General features: G+C 49.8%; 23 protein-coding genes. 14 read left to right on the top strand and 9 right to left on the bottom strand.

Annotated features, from left to right (window positions below):
- Positions 1–2: 2 nt before the first annotated feature.
- On the bottom strand, positions 3–3,053 hold the full coding sequence (fdnG, locus tag DY231_RS01290; RefSeq protein ID WP_147295618.1) for a formate dehydrogenase-N subunit alpha: 3,051 nt from the start codon (positions 3,051–3,053) through the stop codon (positions 3–5).
- 172 nt (positions 3,054–3,225) lie between these two features.
- Here fdnG and fdhD point away from each other — a divergent pair, with 172 nt between their 5' ends.
- Both fdhD and asr read left to right on the top strand, forming a co-directional pair.
- Positions 3,226–4,050: a formate dehydrogenase accessory sulfurtransferase FdhD gene (gene fdhD / locus DY231_RS01280; RefSeq protein ID WP_115627010.1), complete on the top strand. Its 825-nt coding sequence runs from the start codon at positions 3,226–3,228 to the stop codon at positions 4,048–4,050.
- A gap of 119 nt (positions 4,051–4,169) precedes the next feature.
- Positions 4,170–4,472, top strand: a complete 303-nt coding sequence (gene asr, locus DY231_RS01275; protein ID WP_115627009.1) for an acid resistance repetitive basic protein Asr — start codon at positions 4,170–4,172, stop codon at positions 4,470–4,472.
- 230 nt (positions 4,473–4,702) lie between these two features.
- On the opposite strand, the gene DY231_RS01270 is transcribed toward asr, so the two are convergent.
- The 4 genes from DY231_RS01270 to DY231_RS01255 all read right to left on the bottom strand — a co-directional run bounded on the left by DY231_RS01270 (position 4,703) and on the right by DY231_RS01255 (position 9,525).
- Complete coding sequence (locus DY231_RS01270) at positions 4,703–6,436, bottom strand: putative frv operon regulatory protein (RefSeq protein WP_172588647.1); 1,734 nt, start codon at positions 6,434–6,436, stop codon at positions 4,703–4,705.
- 120 nt (positions 6,437–6,556) lie between these two features.
- On the bottom strand, positions 6,557–7,618 hold the full coding sequence (locus DY231_RS01265; protein WP_115627007.1) for an aminopeptidase: 1,062 nt from the start codon (positions 7,616–7,618) through the stop codon (positions 6,557–6,559).
- A complete protein-coding gene (locus DY231_RS01260) occupies positions 7,608–9,065 on the bottom strand; it encodes a PTS fructose-like transporter subunit IIBC (RefSeq protein ID WP_115627006.1) in 1,458 nt (485 codons plus the stop codon). The genes DY231_RS01265 and DY231_RS01260 overlap by 11 nt, the downstream gene beginning before the upstream one ends.
- Before the next feature lie 16 nt (positions 9,066–9,081).
- Entirely contained in the window at positions 9,082–9,525 is a 444-nt protein-coding gene (locus DY231_RS01255) for a PTS fructose transporter subunit IIA (protein WP_115627005.1), read from the bottom strand.
- Between the two features lie 186 nt (positions 9,526–9,711).
- On the opposite strand from DY231_RS01255, the gene DY231_RS01250 reads away from it, so the two are divergent.
- From DY231_RS01250 to DY231_RS01200, 11 genes are all read left to right on the top strand, one after another.
- A complete protein-coding gene (locus DY231_RS01250; protein WP_115627004.1) occupies positions 9,712–10,719 on the top strand; it encodes a substrate-binding domain-containing protein in 1,008 nt (335 codons plus the stop codon).
- 106 nt (positions 10,720–10,825) lie between these two features.
- The gene (locus DY231_RS01245; RefSeq protein ID WP_115627003.1) at positions 10,826–12,949 is read left to right on the top strand and encodes an alpha-galactosidase; all 2,124 of its coding nucleotides are present in this window, start codon (positions 10,826–10,828) and stop codon (positions 12,947–12,949) included.
- Positions 12,950–13,010: 61 nt separating this feature from the next.
- Positions 13,011–14,276, top strand: a complete 1,266-nt coding sequence (locus DY231_RS01240; RefSeq protein WP_115627002.1) for an MFS transporter — start codon at positions 13,011–13,013, stop codon at positions 14,274–14,276.
- Between the two features lie 12 nt (positions 14,277–14,288).
- On the top strand, positions 14,289–14,870 hold the full coding sequence (locus DY231_RS01235; protein WP_115627001.1) for a maltose acetyltransferase domain-containing protein: 582 nt from the start codon (positions 14,289–14,291) through the stop codon (positions 14,868–14,870).
- Positions 14,871–15,264: 394 nt separating this feature from the next.
- The gene (locus DY231_RS01230; protein WP_115627000.1) at positions 15,265–16,245 is read left to right on the top strand and encodes a 6-phosphofructokinase; all 981 of its coding nucleotides are present in this window, start codon (positions 15,265–15,267) and stop codon (positions 16,243–16,245) included.
- Between the two features lie 11 nt (positions 16,246–16,256).
- A complete protein-coding gene (locus DY231_RS01225; protein ID WP_034499295.1) occupies positions 16,257–16,571 on the top strand; it encodes a PTS sugar transporter subunit IIB in 315 nt (104 codons plus the stop codon).
- A complete protein-coding gene (locus DY231_RS01220) occupies positions 16,564–17,931 on the top strand; it encodes a PTS sugar transporter subunit IIC (RefSeq protein ID WP_115626999.1) in 1,368 nt (455 codons plus the stop codon). The genes DY231_RS01225 and DY231_RS01220 overlap by 8 nt, the downstream gene beginning before the upstream one ends.
- Entirely contained in the window at positions 17,918–18,760 is an 843-nt protein-coding gene (locus tag DY231_RS01215) for a class II fructose-bisphosphate aldolase (RefSeq protein ID WP_034499299.1), read from the top strand. The genes DY231_RS01220 and DY231_RS01215 overlap by 14 nt, the downstream gene beginning before the upstream one ends.
- 69 nt (positions 18,761–18,829) lie before the next feature.
- The gene (locus DY231_RS01210; RefSeq protein ID WP_115626998.1) at positions 18,830–19,099 is read left to right on the top strand and encodes a hypothetical protein; all 270 of its coding nucleotides are present in this window, start codon (positions 18,830–18,832) and stop codon (positions 19,097–19,099) included.
- Positions 19,100–19,108: 9 nt separating this feature from the next.
- Complete coding sequence (locus tag DY231_RS01205; protein WP_115626997.1) at positions 19,109–19,546, top strand: PTS sugar transporter subunit IIA; 438 nt, start codon at positions 19,109–19,111, stop codon at positions 19,544–19,546.
- Positions 19,543–20,100, top strand: coding sequence for a P-loop nucleotide/nucleoside kinase family protein (locus tag DY231_RS01200; protein ID WP_115626996.1), 558 nt, complete (start codon positions 19,543–19,545; stop codon positions 20,098–20,100). Before DY231_RS01205 ends, DY231_RS01200 begins: the two co-directional genes overlap by 4 nt.
- A 60-nt stretch (positions 20,101–20,160) precedes the next feature.
- On the opposite strand, the gene DY231_RS01195 is transcribed toward DY231_RS01200, so the two are convergent.
- The 3 genes from DY231_RS01195 to DY231_RS01185 all read right to left on the bottom strand — a co-directional run bounded on the left by DY231_RS01195 (position 20,161) and on the right by DY231_RS01185 (position 23,859).
- A complete protein-coding gene (locus DY231_RS01195) occupies positions 20,161–21,522 on the bottom strand; it encodes a PTS transporter subunit EIIC (protein ID WP_115626995.1) in 1,362 nt (453 codons plus the stop codon).
- Positions 21,523–21,612: 90 nt separating this feature from the next.
- The gene (locus DY231_RS01190) at positions 21,613–22,683 is read right to left on the bottom strand and encodes an SIS domain-containing protein (RefSeq protein ID WP_115626994.1); all 1,071 of its coding nucleotides are present in this window, start codon (positions 22,681–22,683) and stop codon (positions 21,613–21,615) included.
- 129 nt (positions 22,684–22,812) lie between these two features.
- Positions 22,813–23,859, bottom strand: coding sequence for a LacI family DNA-binding transcriptional regulator (locus DY231_RS01185; RefSeq protein WP_115626993.1), 1,047 nt, complete (start codon positions 23,857–23,859; stop codon positions 22,813–22,815).
- Positions 23,860–24,021: 162 nt separating this feature from the next.
- Here DY231_RS01185 and DY231_RS01180 point away from each other — a divergent pair, with 162 nt between their 5' ends.
- Complete coding sequence (locus DY231_RS01180; protein WP_115626992.1) at positions 24,022–24,987, top strand: chemotaxis protein; 966 nt, start codon at positions 24,022–24,024, stop codon at positions 24,985–24,987.
- A gap of 79 nt (positions 24,988–25,066) precedes the next feature.
- Here DY231_RS01180 and DY231_RS25580 read toward each other — a convergent pair whose 3' ends face one another.
- Positions 25,067–25,279, bottom strand: a complete 213-nt coding sequence (locus tag DY231_RS25580) for a hypothetical protein (RefSeq protein WP_370511343.1) — start codon at positions 25,277–25,279, stop codon at positions 25,067–25,069.
- Positions 25,280–25,577: the final 298 nt, after the last annotated feature.

Raw genomic sequence — 25,577 nt, 5'->3', positions numbered from 1 at the left:
CGTTACACCTTTTCCACATTGACCAGGAACGCCTTAAATTCAGGCGTTTGCGTGTTGGCATCACCGACAAATGGCGTCAGGGTGTTAGCAATAAAGCCTTTCTTCGCCACACCTTCATAACCCCAGTGAATCGGAATACCGATGGTGTCCACTTTCTGACCGTTCACATCGAGCTGGCGAATACGCTTAGTAACCACCGCTTTGGCTTTGATAAAGCCACGGTTGGAGGAGACTTTCACCGTGTCGCCGTGAGCAATGCCGAGTGAATTTGCGAGCTTTTCGCCAATCTCGATAAACTGCTCTGGCTGTGCGATGGCGTTCAGTACCGCGTGTTTAGTCCAGTAGTGGAAATGCTCGGTCAAACGATACGTGGTGCCGACATACGGGAACTTGTCGTGCTTGCCCATCGCTTCCAGATCACCTTTGAACACGCGTGCCGCCGGGTTAGAAACCACATTCGGGTGCAGCGGGTTGGTGCCTAGCGGCGTTTCAAACGGCTCGTAGTGTTCCGGGAACGGCCCTTCTGCCATCTTGTCGATAGCAAACAAGCGCCCTAAACCTTCCGGCTGCATGATGAACGGCCCAACGTCAGTGCCCGGTGCGGCAGTGCTGTAGTCGGCAATATCCGCGCCGCTCCACTTCGCGCCATCCCAGGAGATCAGGCGGCGTTTTTCATCCCACGGTTTACCCGCGGGATCAGCAGAAGCACGGTTATACAGAATGCGGCGGTTGAGCGGCCACGCCCAGGCCCAGCCTAGCGTGTTACCCAAACCAGACGGATCAGCGTTATCGCGGCGTGCCATCTGGTTGCCGTCTGGCGTCCAGGAACCGGCGAAAATCCAGCAGCCACTGGACGTGGTGCCGTCATCGCGCAGTTGCGCGAACGAACTGAGCTGTTGACCTTTTTTCACCAGTACCGCGCCGGTTGCCGGATCGACCACGTCCTGCAACGCTTTGCCGTTGCTTTCCATCGCCACTTCTTCCGGAGCCGGGTTGTCTGGCGTCAGGTAATTCCAGGTCATGTTCAGCACTTGCTCAGGCAGCGCACCGCCTTCGCTCTGGTACATGTGGCGCATACGGCTAAAGATACCCGCAAGGATTTCGCCGTCGTTCAGCGCTTCCCCTGGGGCGTCCGCACCTTTCCAGTGCCACTGCAACCAGCGACCGGAGTTAACGATAGAACCGTTTTCTTCAGCAAAGCAGGTGGATGGCAGGCGGAACACTTCGGTCTGGATTTTCGACGGGTCGACATCGTTTATCTCGCCGTGGTTTTGCCAGAAGTTCGAGGTTTCAGTGTTCAGCGGGTCGATGGTCACGAGGAATTTCAGCTTCGACAGTGACGCAATGACTTTGTTTTTGTTCGGGAACGAGGCAACAGGGTTGAAGCCCTGGCACAGATAGCCGTTCACCTTGCCCTGGTTCATCATCTCGAAATATTGCAGGACGTCGTAGCCCTTGTCCCATTTCGGCAACCAGTCATAACCCCAGCTATTTTCCGCTGTGGCTTTGTCGCCAAAGAAGGCTTTCATCATCGAAACGAAGAATTTCGGGTAGTTGCCCCAGTAGTTGACCTGGCCTTCAAGCAGCGGTTTCGGCGTGTTGGCAGCAAGGTAAGTCTGGAGGTCAGGCTGTTTTTCATTCGGCAGCGTCATATAGCCTGGCAGGCTTTGTGACAGCAGGCCGAGATCCGTCAGACCCTGAATGTTGGAGTGGCCACGCAGGGCGTTCACGCCGCCGCCTGCCATTCCCATGTTGCCGAGCAGCAACTGAATCATCGCCATGGTGCGAATGTTCTGCGCGCCAACCGAGTGTTGCGTCCAGCCCAGCGCGTACAAGAACGACGCGGTTTTATCTTTTACGCTGGTCGCTGCGATGTATTCACAAACTTTCAGGAAGTCGTCTTTCGGGGTGCCACAAATATTGGAAACCACTTCTGGCGTATAACGGGAAACGTGCTCTTTGAGCAGGTTCCACACGCAACGTGGATGAGTCAGCGTCAGGTCGCGTTTCGCGAAGCCTTTTTCGTCCAGCTCATAGTTCCAGGTGGTTTTGTCGTATTTACGGTTCGCCGCGTCATAGCCCGAGAACAGGCCGTCATCGAAGCTGTAATCCTCACGCACAATCAGATTGGCGTTGGTGTAAGCCTCAACGTATTCACGGTTGTATTTATTGTTGTTGATCAGGTACAGCAACACGCCAGACAAGAAAGCGATGTCTGAACCGGAACGAATAGGGGTGTAGAAATCCGCCACCGAAGCGGTACGCGTAAAGCGCGGATCGATAACAATCAGCTTCGCACCGTTGTGGATTTTGGCTTCCATCGCCCAGCGGAACCCGACGGGATGCGCTTCTGCGGCGTTGCCACCCATAACTATAACGAGATCGGCGTTCTTGATATCAACCCAGTGGTTGGTCATCGCACCGCGACCAAATGTTGGAGCAAGACTTGCTACCGTTGGTCCGTGTCAGACACGCGCCTGGTTATCTACGGCTAACATGCCGAGGGCGCGGGAAAATTTCTGGGTTAAATAGCCGGTTTCATTACTGGAGGCTGATGCACACAACATACCGGTGGAGAGCCAACGGTTGACCGTGGTTCCCTGGTCGTTCTGCGCAATAAAGTTAGCATCGCGGTCTTCTTTCATCAGTTTGGCGATACGGTCAAACGCCGTTTCCCAGCTGATTTGTTCCCACTTATCCGAGCCTGGTGCGCGGTATGAAGGGAATTTAAGACGGCTTTCGCTGTGGATGAAATCCACCAGTCCTGCGCCTTTAGGGCAAAGTGCACCACGGTTTACCGGATGGTCCGGGTCACCTTCAATATGGAAGATAGATGCTTTGGCATTTTTCGCGCCGTCACCGAGGCTGTACATCAATAGCCCGCAACCGACGGAACAGTATGTGCAGGTATTACGCGTTTCACGGGTACGTAGTAATTTGTATTGCCGTGTTTCCGCCAGTGCAACGCCCGGGGCAAAACCCAGTGCCGCTGCTGTAGTCCCTGCCATACCGCCAGCACAGATCTTAAAGAACTGTCTTCTGCTGACCTGCATGGGTGCTCCTTGTTTCGACATTTTCACATGACTTATAGGTGTATTTTTTTTGCGGTCTGCGCCGCAAAAGTCCACAATCAAACCGAACTGGAAATATCCCCTACTCCAGAAGGGTTAGTGTTTCCAGAATACCACATTAGAATTAAGGCTGTTCCAATCAGGTTAAGACAAAGTGAACAATTCCAACCCAAATCAAAGCAAAATTGTGAACACCGTCACTGGTGCGCGGACTATAGAGCTGTGGCAACGCCAGGATTTGCTCACGGCCAAAGGCGACTGGCTGGCTGAAGAAGTGCCAGTAGCGCTGGTCTACAACGGGATTTCTCACGTGGTCATGATGGCCTCGCCCAAAGATTTGGAACTTTTTGCGCTCGGTTTCTCTTTATCTGAAGGGATTATTGAATCTCCGGCAGACATTTACGGAATTGATGTTTTAGCCGTTTGTAACGGTTTAGAGGTTCAGATTGAGCTTTCCAGCCGCCGCTTTATGGGGCTGAAAGAGCGCCGACGCTCCCTTGCCGGGCGCACCGGTTGTGGCGTCTGCGGTGTGGAGCAACTCAACGATATTGGCCGCCCGATAACCCCGCTGCCATTTACGCAAACCTTCGATTTAAACCATCTTGATGCCGCCGTAAACCAGATGCGCGAATACCAACCGGTCGGGCAACTCACGGGTTGTACTCACGCCGCACTTTGGCTTGATGCAAGCGGCACCATTCTGGATGGCAGAGAAGATATTGGCCGCCATGTGGCATTAGATAAACTGCTCGGTGCACGTTCTCGCGAGGCCTGGCACAACGGGGCGGTTTTAGTCTCAAGCCGTGCCAGCTATGAAATGGTGCAAAAATCGGCACAGTGCGGCGTCGAAATTCTGTTTGCCGTTTCTGCGGCGACGACGCTTGCCGTCGAAGTCGCACAGCGCTGCAATTTGACGCTGGTTGGCTTTAGCAAACCAGGTCGAGCCACGGTTTATACGCACCCACAGCGGCTGCGTTAAACAGTAGTACATTCCGTTACGTACCGACACCAATCACTCACTGAACGTATTTGTTTACTGGAATAAAGTTATTTCAACGGGCCAGCAGGCCACACGCAAACAAATACGAGACGATTAAAATGAAAAAAGTATTAACACTGATTGCTGTTGCTGTAATGGGTCTGTCTTCTGTTGCTTTCGCTGCTGATACTACCGCAGCCCCTGCTCCGGCAAAACACACCACTACTGTGCACCACAAGAAACACCATAAAGCAGCACCTGTCGCTCAGAAAGCGCAGGCAGCTAAAAAGCACCACAAAACAACCACACATAAAGCAGCCGCAGCCGCTCCACAGAAAGCTCAGGCTGCCAAAAAGCACCACAAAAAAGCGACTCACACAGTAGCGCCAGCAGCAAAACCAGCGGTTAAACCTGCTGCATAAGCCAGTAACAAAATCCCTCGACTCTAAAACACTCGGCTTGCCGGGTGTTTTTTTCGTTATTTCACGCCATTTTATTTCTCTACTTCGCGATAGACGTTGTTAACGACCAACAATAATTAGCCAGGATACTTTTGATACTGAAAAAGCATTAGCAATAACGGGCGAATTATAAACGGCTATCGATGAGTTAAAAAAACAAATTGAAGATTACGAACTGACTGCGAAACAGTTTATCCGCAAAGTAACGCCATAAACTGCTGGTAGCTCCTGATGCGTTCAATCTCATGCGCATCGTAGCGGTTTAACGCATTAGCTAAGTAGCTGAAAATCTTTAGCTCCTGGCGCAACGAAGTGCTGGTGCAGGCTAACAACAAATGGGCAACGGACTCGCCGTTAATCATCACCGGGTGTTTAAGGCAAATAAAATAGCTGCGAAATTGATTGCTCGATTCGCTCCAGCAATGGGGGATGGCGATACGATTGACGACCAGGTTTTCCCCTTCCGTTTCTCGTTGATAAACACTACGCGCATCATCCTTATTTAAAAGCCCCCGCTTCACTAACCTGGCACAGATATCTTTGATGATGGTTAGCCACTGATCACCCGGAGTATTGGCATAAACAAAACTGCACTCCTCTGGGATAAATTGCGGGAGCTTTTGTTTTATCAATGAATAATCCAGCCTCTCTTTCACCAGGTTAATACCTGCCGGATTAATAATATTCTTGATAACCAGCATTTCTGCCACGAGTTTATCCAGTGGAAAAGCGCTGTTATTGATAATCAGAGCGGGAGTCATTTCTTCACACAATGCATACAACTGCGCAGGCTGGAGAGCGATAACCACCCGGCAATTATGCAACTCACGTTCAATAGCCAGTTGATTGATAGTAGCGATGGCATTTTGCTCGGCGAGCAAAACAATGGTGTGCTTTTCACCCTGGTTGCGTTCCAGCGCACAGGCGAAATACAGGCCAATCAAATCGCTGTCATAAATTTCAATATTCAGCCGCTGCCTGATTTGGTTAATCAGCCCAATACTCAGATCAAACGCCACCGGCCACGCCGCTTTCAGGTTGTTCATAGACCCTTGTCGGCTTTCTTGTAACCATAAAGGCCGCGCCGCACACCGCGTAATATGAGCGGTCAGGTCATCAATCAGTTGCTCATCCAGTTCGCCCAAACCGTGGCTAATCAATAATTCCAGCGTCAACTCGCCTATCACTGTGGTGGTAACTTGCGAAGCACTATCTTGCAGCGCTTTCACCAGCGAATCGGCTTCCTTCAACGCGTCATGAGAAAGATACAGTCCAGCGGACTCGTAAGCGGCATGGAAAGTCTGGCTGTTGCCTGCCGGTACAGAAGGCGATTTTTGATTTCGCAGCGCGTAAACCGCCAACAATAACGTTGCGCAGTATTCGGGATTATCGCTGATGCCTTCAATATTCTGTTGCAGAACCTGAAATACCCGGCTTTCAAGGTTGAGACTGGCGCAGACTGTCGACGGCGATTTTTTGATTAAATTAGCCAGAATGATCAGTTTCTTTCGACGCGGCTCATCAATGTAGTGCCCGGAATTTGGCCTGCTGGCAATCCTGAACCAACGTGAGGTTCGCTGCTTAAGCCGTGCGAGTTGGTCGTTAACGATTTTCTCCGGCAAATTGAGAGCTTCTGCCAGTTGCAGCCGTGTGGTGTACAGGTTGGTGAGTAAGACAAAAAGCATTCTGTCGTCGTTATCATGGCGCTGTAACTGCATGAAATAACGGTTTCTGTCGAAAATATCTAACTGGTAGCCACTACCGTTGGTGCTAATGCGTGCCGCATCGCTGAGAGTAAAATTCAGGTAGTCGATATCGCGCAGCACAGTCCGGCTGGAGACATTTCCCCCGCTCGCCAGATCTTTCATGGTCAGGTTCTGGTTTTCCAGTCTTTCGAGCAGGGACAACTGACGTTCACTAAGCATTGATGGCGTACCGGGTTGAAGAAAACATAACCACTTTTGCGATTCGCCGGGAGAATGGCAAGCATCAAAAAACGGGTTTGCGAGATACATTCCAGAACTTACGCAATCCCGTAATTATCTTTAAATATAAGTATTTACCTCATCAATAAATGAAGCGTTAATTCTATTTAGAAGATGATGGATCACGCGAAAAGCCGCGGCATAATCGTTCCCGGAAATCATCGAACTATTCGCGTGCAGATAACGTGTTGGCAGGCAAATGGACACGACCGGGCGGCCTCCTCCCATCACATTAAAACGCCCGCCGTCTGTGGCTCCCGTTTTCATTGTGCAAAACTGCACAGGCGCGCCTGCGGCTTCACTACTTTGCTTCAGCGCTGCCACCAGCTTTTGGTTGGGGAAATAACGTTTATCAAACAGCATTACCGCCGGGCCGTGGCCAAGTTTGAGCGGGAATTTAATGGGGTCGATGCCGGGAATATCCCCTGCCACGGCGGTATCCAGCACAATCACAATATCCGGTTTAACGAATTCGGCAGACGTTTGAGCCCCGCGCAGACCGACTTCTTCTTCCACCGTCGCAATGCCGTAGAGCGTGATGTCAGGGTTATTAACACTCTCAAATAACTCCGCCATTAATGCGCAACCCGCACGATTATCCAGCGCTTTCGCGGTGATTTTATCTTCACCCCAGCGGGCAAAATTCGCCTCCGGACTAATAAAATCCCCGATAGCGACGCCGCGTGAGCAGACTTCTTCCCGGCTGCTGGCACCGATATCGATAAACATTTCTTCGTGCGCCATCGGCTGCTGTTTTTGCTTTTCACTCAAGGCATGAGGCGCTACAGAACCAATCAGACCGGGGATTTTCTCGCCGCTACGGGTTCTGATTGTTACGCGGTGATTCAGCATTGACTGGTTCCACCATGAACCAATGGTATCGAACCAAATAAAGCCTTGTTCGGTGATGTGTTTCACCATAAAACCGACTTCGTCCATATGGCCGACTATCGCCACTTTCGGGCCTTTATTGCCTTTGCAGGCGATAAAACTGCCCAGTCCATCGAAAGTAATTTCATCCGCGAAGGGGCGTAACTGGTGCGCCAGAATGTGGCGGACTTCATGTTCGTCGCCACTGACTGCGCTGGCGTCACAAAGCTGTTTTAAGAAGTTAAATTTCATGAGCAACGTCCTGTTTTGCGGCGAGTTTACGAGCGCTATGTTTAAGCCATGCACCTTTGAGCACAATAATCAGCGTGATATTCAACGCCAGTCCCGCGGCAAGCACCGCATAAAATGGAATGACCGGCGACATCAAACCAATCAGCGGGTCGAATACGCCAAGGCCCGGCGCCAGGCGTTGAATACCAAACGCAATAACCAACATTCCAGTGATCCCGCCGCTTAAGGTGTTCGCGGTAATCATCGGTAACGGCGCCGCCAGCGCATACGGTATTGCCGGTTCGGTTGCCACGGTAGCCCCCACCACAATCGCGCTGCCTGCGGCGTCTTTTTCCTGCTGGGTAAACAATTTCGGCGCAATAAAGGTGGCGATACCAGCAGCCATCGGCGGCATTAATGCCACCACGCCGACAATCGCGTACCAGTCATAAATGTGTTTTTCGAGTAGCGAAAAGCAAAAGAACCATGCGGTTTTGTTGATTGGCCCGCCCATATCAAACGCCAGCATTGCCCCCACGAGGAACGCCGCGCCAAGTTTCATCGACGGTGGAATGGTATTCAGGAAATGCAGCAGCCCGTCCATGATGCTCGCCATAAACGGCCCGACGACGTAATACGTCAAAACACCAAACACGAAAAGCGTAACGAATGGGATGAGCATAGAGCCAAGCAGTGGTTGCAGCGCCTTGCCCAGTTTGACCTTGCGGAAGTAACGAACGAAATAGCCAATCGCCAGACCGAGCACGACCGCGCCTAAGAAACCCGCGCCAGATTGCGTGCCGAGTAAACCTTTGTCATTTGCGAGGTAACAGACGATAAACGCCGGAGCAAACGCGGGTTTATCGCTAATTGACCAGGCGATATACGCGCCCATTATCGGGATCATAAATTTGAAGCCAAGATAGCCGATGGACTCGATAATCCAGCTAAACGACGGCGCGCCTTTGCTCATGTCCTGATACGGCAGGCCAAATTGCACCAGCATATTGGCGATTGCCACCAGAATACCGCCGCCAATCACGAACGGGAGAGCGGCCGAAACACCCGCCATCAGGTGACTCATCACACTGCCCTGCTTTACTTCCTGATTTCCCAGCTTCACGCCGCTATCAGCCGTGAAAAGTTTTGAGTGCGTCGGCAACTGTTCAAAAATCTGATTAATGTTTTTCAGCGCCTGCGAGATGGGCAATTCATACACTTTTTTCCCGGCGAAACGGGCGCGGTCATCTTCGTTTAGCCCGCGCCCAATGGAGAGAATGACGTAATCTGCCGCAGCGATTTCGCTGTCCAACAGGCGGTTTTCGACTCCGTTTGCACCTTGTGTTTCAACTTTAATGACATGCCCAAGCGAACGGGCTTTTTGCTCCAGCGCCTCAGCCACCATGTAGGTGTGGGCAATCCCCGCCGGGCAGTTTGTTATCGCGACAAGTTTGAGAGGGGCTTCCATGGCGTATTCCTCAGGCTCAGGAGAGGGTTTGGTTGAGCAGCGCGACAACATCCTGCGCATTGCCGGTTTTCAGCTGTTGGATAAAATCCTGGTGAATAATTTTGCGGCACAATGTGGAAATCGCATTCACCTGTTCTTCGCCGCCGATCTCGGGAATGCCGATGCAAATCCAGCAGTTAACCCCTTCGTCATCCATCGCTTTCCAGTCAATATCCAGGGGGCTTCTGGCGAACAAAACAAAGGGTTTTACTACCGCAGCGCTTTTGCCGTGGGGAACCGCTACGCCGGAACCAAAACCCGTGGAATGGTTTTGTTCACGCAGGAGTAGCGTTTGCATAAAGGCTTGTTTGTCATTGATGTAGCCAAGATCTGCCGCCATTGCAGCAAGGTTTTTCAGCACTGAATAAGCGCTGTTGCCGCCAATATTGAGGTTTACCGCATTGGCATTGAGGAAGGACATCTGTTCGCTCCATCGAAGATTCAGAGCGATAGTGTAGAAAGTTAAACAGCTTCTAATAACAGCGGATATGTCACAGACCCGGTGACATATTTGCGACTCTTAATTACGTTATTCTGTGGACGGGTACACATTGTTGCGGGAAACTAGCTTTCAGCTCCGCCACTTACTCACCAGACACGGATTTTTATGTCGCTTAAAGCCATCGCCAAACAACTCGGACTTTCTGTTACGACTGTCAGCCGCGCGCTGAACGGTTATGACGATGTATCGCAAGAGACAAAAGCACGTGTCGAAGCCGAAGCACAGCGCCGTGGTTACCGCCCAAATACCTTTGCCCGTCGCCTGAAGATGGGGAAAATTGATGCCGTTGGCCTGGTTTTCCCTGTTCATCCCGTGCCGCTCAATAACAGCGTCTTTATGGACATGGTCGGCGAAATTAGCCGCGAACTGGCGCAACATGAAGTGGATTTGCTGCTCATTGCCGATGACGATAATGCCGATCGGCACGGATTTATGCGAATGGTGCAAGGCCGCCGTGTCGATGCGCTGATTGTGGCTCACACTCTCGATAACGATCCACGTTTGCAACAGCTACAATCTGCCGGTTTCCCATTTTTAGCGCTGGGTCGCAGCCAACTGGCTCAACCCTACGCATGGTTTGATTTTGACAACCACGCTGGCACATTTAATGCGGCTAACCATCTGATTTCACTGGGACATGAGCGAATCGCTTTGCTAGGTGAAAATAACTATCAGGCATTTATCACACAACGCCGCAACGGTTATCTTGATGCGCTCGCAAACCACCATTTATCCATGGATTATCTACGCGAAGTGCCACCAACCCGCCGCGCGGGTTACAAAGCCGTGCAAGAGTTAATGGCGTTACCCTCGCCACCCACGGCGATAGTTACCGACTGCAACTCGCATGGCGACGGTGCCGCGATGGCATTGCAGCATATGGGCTTATTGACCGGTGAAAATCGCGTTTCTTTAGTGGTTTACGATGGTTTGCCAACGGACAGCATTGTCGAAACTGACGTCGCCGCCGTGGTTCAATCGACGCGTGAAGGCGTCGGAAAGCAAATTTCAAGCATGGTGCTAGGCCTGATTTCCGGCCAACCTATCGATTCCCTGCAAGTACTTTGGCAACCGGAATTTATTCCCGGCGTCACCACTAATCCTCCAGCCTGAATTTCACTGATTTTATAATCACGATCACATTACCGAAACGTTTTGATTGGCATCCGAAACGTTTCGGATCAACAGTAATGACATCACTTTCCCAGAGATGCCATTCATGGAACCGATTTATCATCGCTTAACCAGCGCCCAAAGCGACATCGTTATAAGAACCCAACCTTTCGCCGAAATAGTCTACTGGGGCCAGCATCTTGCGCACTTTTCACCGCAAGATAGCGCCAGCCTGGATCGCCCCATCGCCAATGGCCGCCTTGATATTGATACGCCGATAACCTTAGGTGCAGAACTCGGGCGCGGTTTGTTTGGCTCGCCGGGGATTGAAGGCCATCGCAACGGCCTGGATGCCTCTCCGGTTTTTACCACCACGCAGGTTGAACAAAACGGCCAGAATATAACGATCACCGCTGAGGATAAGCAGGCCGGTTTGCGCCTGATTAGCGAGCTTCGTCTTGACAGCAGCGGCGTGTTGCAAATTCGCCATGGGCTGGCCAACTTACGCGCGACTCCGTGGCAAGTGGATCGCCTGGCCATCACTCTGCCCATTGCCGAACGCGCACTCGAAGTCATGGCGTTTCATGGTCGCTGGACACGTGAATTCCAGCCACATCGCATTCGCCTTGAGCATGACAGCTTCGTGCTGGAAAATCGCCGTGGGCGCACCTCGCACGAACATTTCCCGGCCATGATTGCGGGAACGGCCGCATTTAGTGAACAGCAAGGCGATGTGTGGGGCGTGCATTTGGGCTGGAGCGGCAACCACCGCTTGCGCTGCGAAGTGAAAACGGATGGCCGTCGTTATCTGCAAGCCGAAGCGCTGTATCTGGCGGGCGAAATGGCGCTGGGTGAAGGCGAAACGCTGCATACGCCATGGCTTTATGCCAGCCACTCGGCCAGCGGTCTGAATGGCATGAGCCAGCAGTTCCACCAATTCCTGCGCGAACAGGTTATTCGCTTCCCGGAAAATAAGCCGCGCCCGGTGCATCTCAATACGTGGGAAGGGATCTATTTCGACCATAACCCGGAATACATCATGCAAATGGCGAGCCGCGCCGCCGAGCTGGGTGTGGAGCGTTTCATCATTGATGACGGCTGGTTTAAAGGCCGCAATCATGACCGGGCAGCGCTCGGCGACTGGTATCTTGATGAGCAAAAATATCCGAACGGTTTGATGCCGGTTATCAACCATGTGAAAGCGTGCGGCATGGAATTTGGTATTTGGGTCGAGCCGGAAATGATTAACCCGGATTCCGATTTATACCGTGCGCATCCCGATTGGGTACTGGCGCTGCCGGGCTACGAGCAGGCCACCGGGCGCTACCAGTGGGTGCTGGATCTTAGTAATCCACAGGTGTTCGATTATCTTTTAGAGCGCATGAACTGGCTGCTGGGCGAACATCCGATTGATTACGTGAAGTGGGATATGAACCGCGAGCTGGTTCAGGCGGGGCACAATGGCAAAGCGGCAGCGGATGCACAAACTCGTCAGTTTTACCGCCTGTTGGACGAACTTAACCGCAAATACCCACACGTTGAGTTTGAATCCTGCGCATCGGGTGGCGGGCGAATCGACTATGAAGTGTTAAAACGCACCCACCGCTTCTGGGCGTCAGACAATAATGATGCGCTGGAGCGTAATACCATCCAGCGCGGCATGAGCTATTTCTTCCCGCCGGAAGTGATGGGTGCGCACATCGGCAATCTGCGTTGCCATGCCACCTATCGCCAGCACAGCATTGATTTTCGTGGCCTGACAGCCCTGTTCGGGCATCTGGGTATGGAGCTTGACCCGATGACGGCCGACGCTGCCGAAAGCGCAGGTTACGAGCGCTACGTGCAACTCTACAAACAGTGGCGACCGCTGCTGCATACCGGCAAACAGTGGCGTGTGGATATGCCAGATGCCACAACGCAAGTGCAAGGTGTCGTTGCGGAAGATAAATCTCAGGCGCTGTATTTGGTCAGCCAACTGGCGATGCCGGATTATACGCTCGCCGGTAATTTGCGCGTGCCAGGGCTGGACCCGGCGGCTCGTTATCGCATTACCCTGCTCGACCATCCACAAATCAGCGTGGTGGGCAAAGGCGGTCATACCATGCGCAAGCTGCCGGGCTGGATGGAAACAACGCAAACCGTTAGCGGAGAATGGCTGGCACAGGCCGGATTAGCACTACCGATCCTCGACCCGGAAAGCGCCATTTTGATTGGCTTTGAACGCGTGTAATACCATGACATCGGGGTGGCACGCGCTGCCCCATCAAGTTTGTCCCTTTGAGGAAAACACAATGAGCATGCCTGCCTGTACCCATAAAAATAACCCTAACTTCTGGATTTTTGGCCTGTTTTTCTTTCTCTACTTTTTCATTATGGCGACCTGTTTCCCGTTCCTGCCCATCTGGCTTTCGGACGTGATCGGCCTGAATAAAACGCATACCGGGATCGTGTTTTCCTGTATTTCGCTGTTTGCCATTCTCTGCCAGCCCGTTCTGGGGATCATTTCCGACAAACTGGGGCTTAAAAAGCATTTGCTGTGGGTCATAACCCTGATGCTGTTCTTCTTCGCCCCCTTCTTCCTGTATGTTTTCGCTCCGCTGCTAAAAGCCAATATCGTGCTCGGTGCGCTTGCGGGCGGGATTTATATCGGTTTTGTATTCTCTGCCGGTTCCGGCGCGATTGAGGCGTATATCGAACGCGTGAGCCGCAATAGCTATTTTGAGTATGGAAAAGCGCGGATGTTTGGCTGCCTGGGTTGGGGGTTGTGCGCTTCGACCGCAGGGATGTTATTTAACGTTAATCCGGCGTTTGTGTTCTGGATGGGTTCAGGTGCGGCAGTGATTTTGATGGTGCTGTTGCTGGTCGCTCGCCCGCAGGCAAACCAGACCGCGCAGGTAATGGATTCTTTGGGTGCCAATCAGCGCCAGATTTCTGCAAAAATGGTCTTTTCGTTATTTAAAATGCCCAAAATGTGGATGTTCATTCTCTATGTGGTGGGTGTGGCATGCGTTTATGACGTCTTCGATCAACAGTTTGCGACCTTCTTTAAAACCTTCTTTGATACCCCACAGCAAGGCACCCAAGCCTTCGGTTTTGCGACCACTGCCGGAGAAATTTGCAACGCGATTATTATGTTCTGCTCGCCGTGGATCATTAACCGCATCGGCGCCAAAAACACGCTGCTGATTGCCGGGGCGATCATGACCACCCGTATCATCGGCTCGGCTTTTGCCACCACGGCGTTTGAAGTGATTGCACTCAAAATGTTGCATGCGCTGGAAGTGCCGTTCCTGCTGGTTGGGGCGTTTAAATATATTACCGGCGTGTTCGACACCCGCCTGTCGGCCACGATTTATTTGATTGGTTTCCAGTTTGCCAAACAGTCCGCGGCGATTTTCCTCTCGGCTTTTGCCGGAAATATGTACGATAAGATTGGCTTCCAGGATACCTATCTGATTCTGGGCGGTATCGTGCTGACCATCACCGTCGTGTCAGCGTTTACCCTGTCAAATCACAGAGTTCCGCTCCCACAAACTGCGGCGGCTCCGGTAAATTAAGGAAGAGAGAACATGTCAGTACGAAGAAAAATGGAAGTTGGCGAACTGTATACGGACCATTGTGAAGGGTTGCCGGAAGAGCGCCGGGCAGGCAAAGAGTGGGTCTATGACTACAACATGACGCGCCCTTCGCAAGAGGCTCGCCGCGCTGAACTGCTCCAGCAATTGTTTGGCAGCGTGGGTGAAAATTGCTGGGTCGAGCCGCCCATCCGCGTGGCTTATGGCAGCCACACGCATATCGGCAAAAACTTTTACGCTAACTTTAATTTCATCGTGGTGGACGATGCCACGGTGACGATTGGCGATAACGTGATGGTTGCGCCCAATGTGACCATTTCTACCGCCGGGCATCCGATAGACTCGGAAATCCGCATCACCGGGCAGCAGTTCTCTTTGCCCGTCACCATTGAAGATAACGTGTGGCTGGGAACGGGCGTCATCATCAACCCCGGCGTGGTGATTGGTCGCAACAGCGTGATTGGCGCGGGCAGCGTAGTGACAAAATCTATTCCGCCAAACGTGGTTGCCGCAGGCGTGCCTTGCCGGGTGCTGCGTGACATTAGCGCGGAAGATAAATTGGCTTTTGCTGATTAGAATGCTCTTTTAAATGATGAAGACGGATGGCTTATCCGTCTTCACGCTTATTTATTTTAGACATCCAAATTAACCCCATTCCTTTTCAGCCATATAAAAATGCGTTAGCAGTCACATTTTTGAAAGCTAATAATTCCCCATCAAAACCAAGTGCACGCTGATATTATTAGTTTTCACCCGCCAAGATTAATCCATTGAAATATAAAATATTTTCAACAAATACTTTGTTTCCCGCCATTAATTAGCAGTGATTCATATCACAAAAAACGCCCCTAAAAACCCTCTGTCAATGACCTCCAGGCTTAAATGAATCCTGCTTTTGTGACATCCATTGCAAATTCAAGTCTTGTTTAAAGGGAAAAATGTCTGCAAGCAAATAAACGAGGCGAGCATCATGAGAATCGGCATGGTAATTAGCGGCGGTGATGTCACGGGAATAAATAATTTTGTTTTTCAGATTTCCCGACTGGCACAGGCAGAAATCGTTTTGTTTAACGGTGGTATTCCAGGTTTATTGCAGAATAATCACCAGGCTATTTCCGTACGGGATCTAGTGGATTTTTCTGTTGCCGCCATTCCGATTATGTCTTCAGGCAGAACTCATCGTAAATTAATGGGTAGCGAATATGAAACTATCGCAAAACAGTTAAAAACCCTGCATATCGATGTGCTTATTATGGCAGGCGGAGACGGCTCCTTACAGTTTCTGAATAACCTTAGCGAATATGGTGTGAATTGTTTCGGTGTCGGTATGACCATCGACAACGATGTTTACGGCAGTGATTACACCATTGGTTTTTCAACTGCCTGTGAACAAGTCATTAAAGAAGTCGGCAAACTGCGTAATACAGGTCGCGCTTTGCCAGGGCGGGTTTTTATGGTTGAACTGCTCGGCGGATATTGTGGTGAGTTGACGCTGCAATCGGCGATTAAAAGCAACGCTGATTTTGCGCTAATCCCCGAGTGCCAACAGTCATTGAGCGAACTGGCACACAAGATTAGCGCACGCCTTGAGACACAAAACAGCGTCGTGATTTTGTGCTCCGAAGGTTACACCAAAGAATATTCCCCCGGCTTCCAGGGGGCGATTGACACCATGATTAAACAACTTGAGCCAAAAATTGGCGTACGAATTCGTAAGTCGATTATTGGTTATAGCTTGCGTAACGGTGACCCTACCTGCGAGGAAATTTATCAGGGCACAATTATGGCAGGTGAAGTCGTTCGTTGTATCCAGTCCGGCATGAGAAATAAAGCCATTATTATTAATTCGAGTAACAAACCGATCCCTATAGATTTAATCAGTATGCAAAAACGCCTCGTCGACACCGAAGGGCATCATTATAAATTAGCGAAGCAGCTCAATATTATTTGAGGAGACTTTCAATGCTTAAAATTCTTTGTGTATGCGGCTGTGGTTTAGGTTCCAGTTTCGCCATTGAAATGGCTGCAACTGCGGTACTTAAAAAACTTCAGATTCCGGCAGAAATTGATCACACCACCGTATCAGAAGCTGGGGCCTTTAAATCTGACATTATTTTAACGCAAAAAACGTTCGCCGATATTTTAACGGCCGATGCGAGCGAAGAGGAAATTAAACGCGTCATTGTGCTGCACCGCCTCACGGATAAAGACGAAATCGAACAAAAGATTGTCGCCTTTTTAAAAGAACGCAATGTGAAGGTATTCGACCATGAATAGCATCATTAACTTTATTGTTAAAGACCTGCTAGGACAGGCATCAATATTGATTGCCTTTATTGCCATGCTCGGTCTTTTGCTGCAAAAAAAATCGAAGGGTAAAGTCGCGGAAGGGACGTTTAAAACGCTGCTTGGTTTTTTAATCATGATGGCGGGTATCAACATTATTGTTGATACGCTGACTTTCCTGAACGACATCTTCACCCACGGTTTCGGTATGAAAGGCTACATCACCGATGTGGCCGCTATTGCCGGCCTTGCAAACCGTGAGCTGGGTTCCGAAGTGGCACTCACGCTGATGGTGATATTTATCATCAACATCATCATTGCGCGTATCACACCGTTTAAGTACATCTTTCTCACCGGGCAAGCACTGCTCTGGATGGCAACGATTGGTGCCGTTATCGGCTATAAAGCCGGGCTGACGGGGCTGCCGTTGATTCTCACGGGCGGGATATTCGGCGGAATTATGGCGGTGCTGATGCCTGCTCTCGCCCAACCTGTGGTACGCCGCATTACCGGTTCTGACGATGTCGCGCTGGGCCACTTCTGCACTATTGGTTATCTGGTGCAGGCCGCAGTGGCGAAGGTTGTCGGCAAGGGTTCTAAATCTACCGAAGATCTGGTGCTACCGGATAACTTCAAATTCTTGCAAGACACTTACCTTTCGATGGCCGTGGTGATGATCCCTATGTACCTCATCCCGGCGCTGGCGGCAGGCCCGGAATACATCGGCCAATACTCCAACGGCGTGAATTACCTGATGTTTGCTTTTATGCAGGCGATTCAGTTTGTTGCCGGGGTATTTGTGCTCTACAGCGGTGTGCGTTTGCTGCTTAACGAACTAGTGCCTGCATTCCGTGGTATTGCGATGCGCATCGTACCGGATGCCAAACCGGCGCTGGACTGCCCGGTGCTGTTCCCTTACGCCCCCAACGCCGTGATTGTTGGCTTCCTGGCTACTACCGTTGGCTCCATCATCGGCATGATTGTGTTCCCAATGTTTGGCCTGGCGATGATTCTGCCTGGCTTGTTGACCAACTTCTTTGCTGGCGGCACCGCTGGGATTTTCGGTAACGCAATGGGCGGCAGACGCGGCGCGATTATCGGCGGCGTAGTACACGGCCTGTTTATTACCTTCCTGCCAGCCATCCTGGTGCCAATGCTTGAAAGCTACGGCTTTACCGGTGTGACTTTCAGCGATTCAGATGTGATCAGTAGCGGCCTGATTTTGGGGCATGTATTCCAGAATAACTGGACGTTTGTCGGCCTATTCATCCTGTTCGTGGCGCTTATCGCCTGGTTCGTGAATGGTAAATCAACCAAACCTCAAGAGGAAAAAGCACATGAGTCTGTATAACTTCCCGGATTTATTACAGGTAGCCAAAGAGCGTAAATTTAAAGCGGTAGGCTCCTTTAATTTGCATTGCCTTGAAATGCTGCCCGCTTATTTTAAAGCTGCCAAAGCAACCAATAGCCCGTTAATGATTCAAATTTCTACCGGGACTGCGGAATATTTAGGTTATCGTTTATTGGTCGATTCCATTCGTTCTTTATCTGAAAGTCAGCAAATACCGACCTGTTTGCATCTGGATCACTGTTCGGATATTGAGTCCATTAAAACAGCCATCGACGCCGGATTTAGCTCGGTCATGTATGACGGTTCGCATCTGGATATGGCCGATAATATCGCCAATACGCGTAAGGTTATTGATATTGCCCGCCCGCGAAATATCTCTGTAGAAGCAGAATTAGGCGCAATTGGCGGCTCAGAAGATGGCAAAGCGGTTGCCATGGAAGATATCTGCTTTACCACCACCGAAGACGCCAAACGTTTCGTTGATGAAACCGGTGTGGATATGCTGGCGGTGTCCGTCGGTACGGTACACGGCCTGTATACCGGCAAAGCGAAAATTCAGCATCAGCGGCTGGCAGATATCAGTGAAGTGACCAAAACCCCGCTGGTGCTGCACGGTGGCACAGGTGTGAGCGATGAAGATATGCGGCGCGCCGTCGCCGGGGGGATTGATAAAGTTAACGTCGGCACTGAAATGAACGTGCAGTGGGTCGGGCACTGCAAAGAAACCTTCGAGAAGGGCAAAGTGAACGACAGCGTGCGTAAATTTTTAATTCCGGCCAATGACGCCGTCGCTGCTGTTTTAATCGAAAAGATCGCATTATTTAAATAACCGCCGCGTTATTCTTTACTCTTCAATGTAACCCTGGTTGCCCGGCAACCGTCGGGGCGGGAGATAGCTATGCTTGAATCTTTAAAACGTTTATTCCAGAAAAATAATTCAGACAGCACGCAATATGATATTCAGGCGCAACAGTATGAAGCTGAATTAACGACACTGGAAAATACACTGAAGAATAATCCTGACAATAGCGAAGCACAGAAAAACTTAATGCTGCGCTATAACCAGGCGTTACAAGTCTATGCGAAGAGTAAAACGCACCGTCAGCATATCGATGGTTTATTTGTCAAAATTGATGAGCTACGAAATATTATTCGCAAGACTATTTAGGGAGTTCGCATGGCTATTAAAGAGTTACTAATTGAAGCCCAGGCGATACAAGTTGGCATACGCGAAACAGACTGGAAAAAGGTGATTAGACTTGCGGCTCAGCCGTTGGTTGAAAAGGGCTATATCCTGCCTTCTTATCACGAGGCAGTCATTAAAAACACTCTGGAGCATGGCGCGTATTACGTTTTTGAAGAAGGCGTTGCCATGCCCCACGCTCGCCCTGAGTGCGGGGTGATAAAAAATGGCTTCAGTCTGGTGTTACTTGATGAACCCATCGCCTTTGCCGACAGCGGAAAGGCCGACATCGTGATTATGTTTGCCGCCTGCGACAGCAACGGGCACATCGAAGAAGGTATCCGCGCGATTGTGAATTTGTTAGGTGATGACGATGTGATGGCAAAACTGCGTCGGGCAAAAGTTAAGGAAGAGGTGATCGCAATATTATGAGCCAGTCCACGCGAACACAGGGCAAAACGGTGGTACTTGTGAACGGCGTACCCGCATCAGGAAAAAGCACTATCGCCCGTTTGTTGTCCGAAGCGTTTACGTTACCGCTGCTAACTATCGACGGTATCAAAGAACCTTTTATGGCCCAGTTCGAGGAGATAGACAGGCCGTTTAATCGCCGCCTGGGAAGCGCGGCCTACGAAGTGATTTGGTCGATAGTGTCTGATAGCCCAACGCAATGTATCTTTATTGTCGATGCATGGTTTGGCTTCCAGCCGAAAGAAGCGCTCGAGCGTTATCTTGAGCAGGCGGGAGTCACCCGGGTTCTGGAGGTGTGGAACCACATTCCTGGTCCCCTTGCTGCCGAACGTTATGCGCAGCGGCTTGGCGTAAGACGCCACGGGCACCCAGGGGAAGAATATCTGCCGGAGTTGGTAAAACTTGCGAATAACGCAGAGCCGATGTCGCTTGGGCCGGTTTATACCGTGGACCACCGCGAGCCGATAGACACAGCGGGTCTCGTGGCATGGCTGAGTAAAGAATTTGGAAACTAACTCGAATGTTATTGTCGTTGGTCGATTAAGCCCTCTGCTATCCAGAGGGCTTCGGAGAAATCAGGAAGCTGGAGAAGCCACCAGTTTTCGCGTTTTCCCATAAATAATGGTCAGCACCGCAGGCACCGTGAACGCCACGGCTATCGCAAACACTTCGTAGATCATTTTTGAGTCTGGGCCGCTAAATAATCCCAATTCAAAGACGTTTAAAACAGGCAGGAAGCTGTAAGTTTTCACGCCCAGCAAACCAGTAATCCCCCCGCCTAACGCCGCACCGATACAACCGAAGACAAACAGCATTCTGTATTTCAGGTTCACGCCATATAACGCCGGTTCGGTAATCCCAAAGAACGCTGAAATAGAGGCGGAAATCGCAATCTGCTTATCTTTGATATTGCGCGCAATAAAGATTGCGCCGAATGCGGCGCCAAACTGCCCCATTACCGCGGACATAAACATCGCCATGATGGTGTCATAGCCGTTGACCTGAATGTTGATAAGCGCCAGCGGAATAATGCCCCAGTGCACACCGAATACCACAAACAGTTGGCCGATGCCTGCCAACAATGCACCAGAAATAACCGGGCTGAGGTTGTAAAGCCACGCGTAACCGTTGGCAATGCCGACCCCAACGTAATCGGCAACTGGGCCGATAAAGGTAAACACCACAAACCCGCAGATAATTAGCGACAGGCAAGGCACGAACACCAGTGCAGCAATTTCCGGGATGACCTTTTTCAGCCAGCGCTCCACGTAGCTCAGAAACAGCACGGCAAATACCGCGGGGATCACCGCCCCACCGTATATTTTAACGTTCAGCGCCAGCCCCATAATATGGAATGCGCCAGGAACGCCTGGGTCCGTTAACGGGAAAATCATCGCAGCAGTCAGCGCCAACGCGGTGAATTTATTCGTTTTAAAACGCTCTGCGGCCGTAACGGCAATAAACAGCGGTAGCATCACAAATACGCCACTCGACAGCGCATTAAATACAGTAAAGATATACGAGTGGGTATCGACCAGGTTCATGGTTTGCAGCAATACCACAATCCCTTTTACGACACCGACCCCCGCCAGGACACCGATGTAAGGCGTAAAAATGGCGGAAAGCGTTGCCAGTAAACGACTGGCCCAGGAACCCTGCGGTGCCGCCTCTTCCGTTGTTAGCGTGTGTTCACCGAGAAGCTCTTTAATGGCGTTAAATACCTGCTCAACCTTCGGTCCAATAACAATCTGGAATTGGGCTGGGTTATCGACTAATTTCACGACCTCAGGAAGTTCATATAACGCTTCCTGATTAACTTTATTTTTATCTTTCAGAGTAAAACGTAAACGTGTTGCGCAATGAGTAATATGTTCTATGTTTTCGGATTCGCCAACATGATGAATAATCTGCTGGGCAAGATGACTGAATGTAGCCATAGTAATTCCTTAGCATCAAGGTTTGCGCTATATATTGCCTGATATTTTTATCAGGCAACGTTGTAGGGTAAAGCTGTAATCAGATTATAATCAGGCGTAATCGCCAGGTTTTGTTTTACTCTTAACAGAAATACCAAAATCAGTGAAAATACGTTGTGGCAAATTATTCCCTTTCGCTTCCGCAATATGATGCGCCAGAATCTGGAAAGGAATCACCATTAGCAACGGGGCAATAAAAATATCGACATCAACGTTAATAGCGAGCGTTCTTGCATCGTTGCTTTCACCTAATTTAACGGTGTAAATATAATCGGTATATTTCTGTTCATAAGCTTTTAGCAATAATAAGCGCTCACGTGCCTCGCCCGGTGTGTCGAGGAAAAACATACGGTGGTTGCCATTCACTTCAAAATAAGGGCCATGCATGAACGTTTCTAACTCAACGCCTTGCGACGGTACGCGAATAGTTTCCGCAAATTTCGTTTCCATCTCTTTAATCACGCCGACGCCTGGGCCGTAGCCAATGGCGGTGAATCGTGGAGAAGCCGTTAATTCATCTTTCCATTTTTCAAAGAAAACTTCTGTCGAATCAATAATCTCTGGAATAGATTTCACCGCTAAAGCCAATTTAGCCAACTCTTCAGCTTCCTGGGCTTCGCTAATCAAACCGTTACAGCGCGCGGTATAAACACCCAGCAGCATGAATTTGAAAATGGTCGCCACATATCCTTTGGTGACATATCCCACACGCTCTTCACCAATTTCGATGTCGATGGCGTGATCCACCGTCTGCGCCAGTTCGCTGGTCAGTTTACTGGTCAAGCCGTAGGTCGCAATCGGGTAACTTTTACGGATATGTTTTATCGCGTTGATGGTCGAGGTGCTTTCACCGCTTTGTGAAACACCGAGTACCAAATCAGTGGAGGCATCCATTTTTTCGTAATGTTGAAAGTGGAATGGCTCTTCCACGCTGACGCGCACGTTTGCCAGGTTTTCAACGTAGTATTTCGCACTTTTAATGGCGTTAATACTGGAGCCGGTAGCTAAAACCAACCATGTTGCCTTCCCTTTAATTTCTGGAAGATCATGTGGATAACGAGTAAGCATCGCTGAAAGTGTGGCTTGCTCTTCGTGTATGTAAGTCATCATTGTCGGCTTCATCGGCCCTCCTGAAATCAAAACCTGAAAACGTTTTCAGGTTTTAGGCTAGAGGAGCAGGAGCAGAGTTGTCAATGCACTTTTCAGCAATTGTGGTGGGGATCAAAAAATATCGTGAAGCGGCTTTTTGGGCTAGCAGGACTCACCGGGGAACAGACTTAGCGGAATTTTTTCTGGGAGCTTCGCTTGCTCATCATCTTTCAGTAAAGTCATTAAAACCTGCATGACTGTTTTACCGATAAGCTCATTGTGATGGTTTACAGTGGTAATTCGTGGAATAAAATATTCACTGCCAGGGAAATATTCGCAACTGACCAGGGCAATATCTTCCGGCACAGCGATCTGGTGGTCTTTTAATGCTCTGATGGCACCTTTTGCGACGTGATCATTAATGGCAACAATCGCTTCAGGTAATTCACTATTTTGAGCTAATAGTTTCTCTACGGCTTCATAGCCATGCTGCAAATAGAAATTATTTTGCACAATATGATTATCGACAATGGTTAAGTTCGCATTGTTTAGCGCATCGCGGAACGCCTCGACACGCAGTCTTGTAATATAAACGCTTTTAGAACCACCAATAAATCCGATACGCTTATAGCCTTTGTTTATCAGGTGATTAGTGGCAAGCGTGACACAACCAGATTGATCGCGTTCTACACAAGAATAATCAATATCTACCAGTTGCCTGCCCACGACAATAACCGGAATCGTTGCGCAGAGTTTTTTAAGCTCCTGCAAATAAGACTCTGGCACATTGTTATAGTCAATATTACCACCCAGAATAATGACACCATCTATCTGGCTATCGGTAATGGAGTTAAAAATATTCTCCTCAGGGATAATCTCACTCTGGGAAGACGATTTATTAGCCGATTGAGTATCGTAAAGGGTGACTTTATATCCCGCACGCAAACTTTCATTTTCGATTTGAGCAACCAGCATCACAAAATAAGGGTTACTAATATCGGAAACCACAATTGCCAGCGTCTGCGTCTTTTTGGAAATCATACCGCGTGCCAGTAAATTCGGGCTGAACTGCTGTTCCTGAATCACTTGTTCAACGCGGGCGCGGGTTTTATCCGACACCCAACTGTTGTTATTCAAGACCCTGGAAACGGTGGCGATGGATACATTCGCCAGTTCAGCAATATCCTTGATTGTTAGCGGCTTTTTCATTTTTTGTCCCTTTCCGACACGGCGTTAATAGTAGGGCAAGCGCTCGGGTGAAGCAAAGGGGGATTTTCATCCTAAAACAGGCTCCACTTTTTACTCAAACTGCCGATAACTTAGACATGAAATGGGCAATGATGACCCGCCGGGTTACCAATCGAGGTTTAAATGGATAGTTTTCAAAAAGATATTGATGAAAGGGCTAACCTGGCGTTATCCAACAAATTTGAGTTGTTATTGTTCCGCTTAGGTGAAGGCCAGCATGGCGGGAAGTCGGAGCTGTATGGCATTAACGTTTTTAAACTGCGTGAAATTGTGCCGATGCCGAAAATCAACCGCGCAGCGGGAATGAAATCCCCCCTGCTGGGCATGGCAAATATTCGCGACCAGTTTATTCCGGTCATCGACCTGCCCGCCGTTACGGGTTGCACGCCACAAACCGGCTTGAATTTATTGCTGATAACCGAGTACGCCCGCAGCACGCAGGCATTTGCGGTGGAGTCGGTAGAAAATATTATCCGCCTCGACTGGAGCCAGGTTCACGCCGCCGAATCCGGTGTGAGTAGTCGTAACATCACCAGTATTGCGTCTCTGAACAGCGACGAATATAAAGGCGAGCTGGCGCTGGTACTCGATGTAGAACAGATTCTTTACGACATTATTCCTTCCGGGCGCAAAGTCGATATGGCGGCCATCGAAGGGAACACAAACCCTCTGAAACCGGGTGCTGTCGCAATTGTTGCCGAAGATTCAAAAGTCGCCCGCCAGATGCTTGAGCAAGGGCTGAAAGGGATGGGGATCCCGGTATTGATGCACTCCACGGGTTTAGAGGCCTGGGATAAAATCAAAGTTATCGCCGCCGAAGCCAAAGCCGCAGGTCAGCCAATCACAGACCGCATTGGTATGGTTTTAACGGATATTGAAATGCCGGAAATGGACGGATTTACCCTGACGCGAAATATCAAAACGGATATCACGTTAAAACACATTCCGGTGGTGATTCACTCGTCATTATCAGGCAGCGCCAATGAAGACCACGTGCGTAAAGTCGGCGCGAATGGCTATGTGGCGAAGTTCGATGTGAAAGAGTTATCACAGGTGATTAATAAGGCGCTGGAAGGGGTGGTGGTTTAAACAGGCGAAAACGGTGGATAGGCGCTGAGGCTTATCCACCATACAAAGCCCGCCTGGTATTTACGACTCCTCTACCCAACTATTTTTTATTTTGAATCTTTTTGCACGTTTGCCTGCAAGAAAAATTAAACGCTTTGCCATCTTCAAGATGGGTCACACCAAATACTTTCTGCATTGCACAGCCTGTTTCAATGTCCCTCAACCTAAATTTACTGATGGGAAGTTCAGCGTGTCTTTTAATAAATCCATGTATCAGTTCCGGCGTAAAACCTGAAGAGCCGCCAAGAAAGATTATCTTTAATGGCTTCTTGATGCCCCTTTTAGATTTAGCTGGAGTATGCCAGCTAAAAAATAAAATATTATGATATCCAAAGTAAAAACAGGTCTTTGAAATAAAATTTTGGGCAAATTTTCCCCGTTCACAGTTGGATTCTGCTCATATGGAACAGGATAAGTTTGAACTGAATCAATATGTAATCCCTTGCTTTCTTCTTCATATCACCGTGAGAGAGGGGCCTTCGATACTCGTGAGAAGCATTGAATATCTCGTTTTATGAGCGAATACAACTGACCGTATGATGAAAAATTAT

It is taken from the genome of Buttiauxella agrestis (genome assembly GCF_900446255.1).
In the GTDB taxonomy this organism is placed as follows: domain Bacteria; phylum Pseudomonadota; class Gammaproteobacteria; order Enterobacterales; family Enterobacteriaceae; genus Buttiauxella; species Buttiauxella agrestis.
Note: the sequence above shows the minus strand (reverse complement) of the source record. Positions and strands in the feature narration are given on the sequence as shown.